This window comes from Myxococcus xanthus, assembly GCF_006402735.1.
Lineage (GTDB): Bacteria > Myxococcota > Myxococcia > Myxococcales > Myxococcaceae > Myxococcus > Myxococcus xanthus_A.
Window position 1 is genome coordinate 5,599,251 of the sequence record NZ_CP017174.1, and the last position, 2,588, is coordinate 5,601,838.

Genomic DNA, 2,588 nt, shown 5'->3' on the forward strand with positions numbered 1-2,588 from the left:
TTGCTGGGTCGCGACAACACGGCAGGTCATGGACGGCGAGACCTCAGTCCCGCAGCGGGCCCTTTGTCGGCGCGTTCCGATTCAGGCTCTGGGGCAGCAGCCGCTTCTTCTCGCGCTGCTCCTTCAGGACATTGTCGAGCGCCTCACGGATGTCTTGCGGCAGAGGCTGCGCCGCCACCGCGCTGCACCGGTTCCGGGTCTCCAGCGGGTCCTCCGAGAGGTCGTAGCACTCGTATTCACGGGGATGAACCGCGCCGTGGCGACCTCGTCCGTGTTCCCCGCCGCACCCGCGAAGAAGCGCGGGTTGTCCGAGTAGCAGCTGTACTTCCAGAGCGTGTCTCCCGTGAGTTCGGGAAGACGGGTGACCACCGTCTCGATGTGCTTGGGCTGGATGACGCCCGCGAACTCCTGGCCGGTGAGGTTGTTGGTCATCTGGAGCCCCGACTCGACGTTGTCGTCGGTCATGAAATAGATGGGCTCATGCCGCTCGGACTCCCGTCCCAGCACCAGACCGGACAGGTCCCTGCCCACCAGCGGCTGCGCCTCCGAGTGGTCCCGCGCCAGCTCTCGCCGGGCCGCATCCGCGTCGATTCCGGCGAGTCCCAGCAGCGTCGGCACCAGGTCCACGTGCGACGTCACCAACTCCGTCCTCCGGGGCTCAGGAAACAGCCCTGGTTTGGAGATGACGCACGGCACGTGCAGCGTCTCCTGATAGGCGTTGTACCACTTCTGCATCATGCCGCCGTGAGCCCCGAGCATCTCACCATGGTCGGACGTGAGGACGACGATGGTGTTGTCGAAGAAGGAGGTCTTCTTGAGATGCTCGTAGACTCGCTGGATGTGTTTACTCACCTCCGCCATGAGGAAGTAATAGAACTGCCGGTACGACGCGGTATCGCGCTGCGGCAGGTACATGCGCGGATACGTGTAGACGTAGTCCTTCTGACAGCGCGGCTTGCTTTCGAGTGACTCGCCTGCCGTCGGCGAAGCGGCCACCTCCGGCAGCTTCCCCGCTTGCTGAAGGTTGCTGAACTCGGTGAACCAGGGCAGGCCCGAGAAGACGATGTCGTGCAGATTGACGAAGGAACTCACGACGAGCCACGGCGCCGCGTCACCCTTCGCGGCCTGGTGGTCCAGGTCGCTCAGCAGCCGTCATGTCACGACCTCCTGATGGGGAACGCAAACTGTAACTCAGAAGACCGTGACGCATGACGGCACCAGCACGTCGTTCTACTGCAGCGCGTCCATCAGCGCCGACTGGAGCGTCCTCCGGTTCTGCGGAAAGCCCTGATTGGGATAGGGCCGGGCTCCGCTCAGGAACTGCACATACTTCTGATACATCGGGTCGGAACGCGCGGGCTCCTGCTGATAGAAAGCCTGGGTGGCCTGCAGCAGATAACGCGGCGTCGTGCCCTGCGGCGCGTCCCCGCTGAAGGCGATGAGGCTGCGCACCGCCGGGTCCTTCATGAAGTCGGTGAAGGCGCGGGCGTCCTCGGCACACATCCCCGTGCACTGCGCATTGACCACCAGCGCATCCACGAACACCGCGGGCGCGGAGCCCGTGCCCAGCGGAACGGAGATGACTTCTGGAAGCGCCATGCCCGGGTTGGCCTTCCGGACGAAGAACAGGCGCTCCGTGTAGCCCATGAAGCCGTTGGCCTGCCCCAAGGCGAACGCCTCTTCCGCCTGCGAATTATCCGCATAGGTGCCGTCGAGGCATGGGTTGATGCCTGCCTCCAGCTCACAGCTCTTCACCACGTCCTCGAACGAATCCAGCACCGACGCGTCCAGCGGCAGCGACAGCGCCTGGGACAACACGCCCGTGGGATTCGTGTCGGCCCAGGCGTCCAAGTAGGACGAGGGCAGCGTCCAGCTTCCGCTGTAGTTGGCCGCCAACGGACGCATCCCCGGTGCCACGTCCGTGAGGATCTGAACCAGGGAATCGCCATCCGTGGCCGACAACAGGTGGGGGCTGTTCGAGTAGACGACGTAGCTGCACAGGTAGGTGGGCACCCCGTAGCTCTGGCCAGCGATGGAGACGGCTTGTTCCGCCGCCGGATGCGCGGCCCCGGCCTCCAGGGCGACGGGCTGCACCCACCCCTTCGACACGAGGTCACCCATGATGAGCGTGTCGATCTCCACCACCTGCGCGGCCCCTGCTCCCTGCCCGAGGAGCTGGTTCAGGGTGCCTCCTTCATCCAGGTCATAGAGGTCCAGCTTCGCGTCGAACACGATGTCCACGTCGATGTCCGAATGCTCTCGCTCGAAATCCGTTCCGAGCCGCTGCTTGAGGCTGGCGAAGCCATCCCCCGCCGAGTCCGGGATGTAGGGGAAGAGGACAACCTTCAACGGCCGTGGAGCCTCGGGTTCGGGGTCCGAGCAGGCGCCCAGGGACAGGGCGAGGACGCAGGGCAAAGCTCTCCATTGCATGGCGTGGCTCCGGCGAAATGAGGGGGACCGCCCCGCACGAATGCGGGAGCGGCATTGCTCCTCAGTCTACCGCTTCCGCCCGACGAGGCTTGGGCAGCACGCCTGCGTCTGTCTTTGGAGCCGGTGGGCACCAACCTGTCAGGTCGATGCCCAGGCCT

Annotated in this window: 2 protein-coding genes; both read right to left on the reverse strand. The window is 65.0% G+C overall.

The features are described 5' to 3' along the window. Positions 1-123: 123 nt before the first annotated feature. Positions 124-1,092: a sulfatase-like hydrolase/transferase gene (locus tag BHS09_RS22870; RefSeq protein ID WP_201800539.1), complete on the reverse strand. Its 969-nt coding sequence runs from the start codon at positions 1,090-1,092 to the stop codon at positions 124-126. 138 nt (positions 1,093-1,230) lie between these two features. Then, a complete protein-coding gene (locus BHS09_RS22875) occupies positions 1,231-2,430 on the reverse strand; it encodes an extracellular solute-binding protein (protein ID WP_140798994.1) in 1,200 nt (399 codons plus the stop codon). Between the last annotated feature and the right edge of the window lie 158 nt (positions 2,431-2,588).

Bases quoted from the DNA above. Each gene is read 5' to 3' on its own strand.
- BHS09_RS22875 (WP_140798994.1), bottom strand. From the start codon at position 2,430: ATGCAATGGAGAGCTTTGCCCTGCGTCCTCGCCCTGTCCCTGGGCGCC.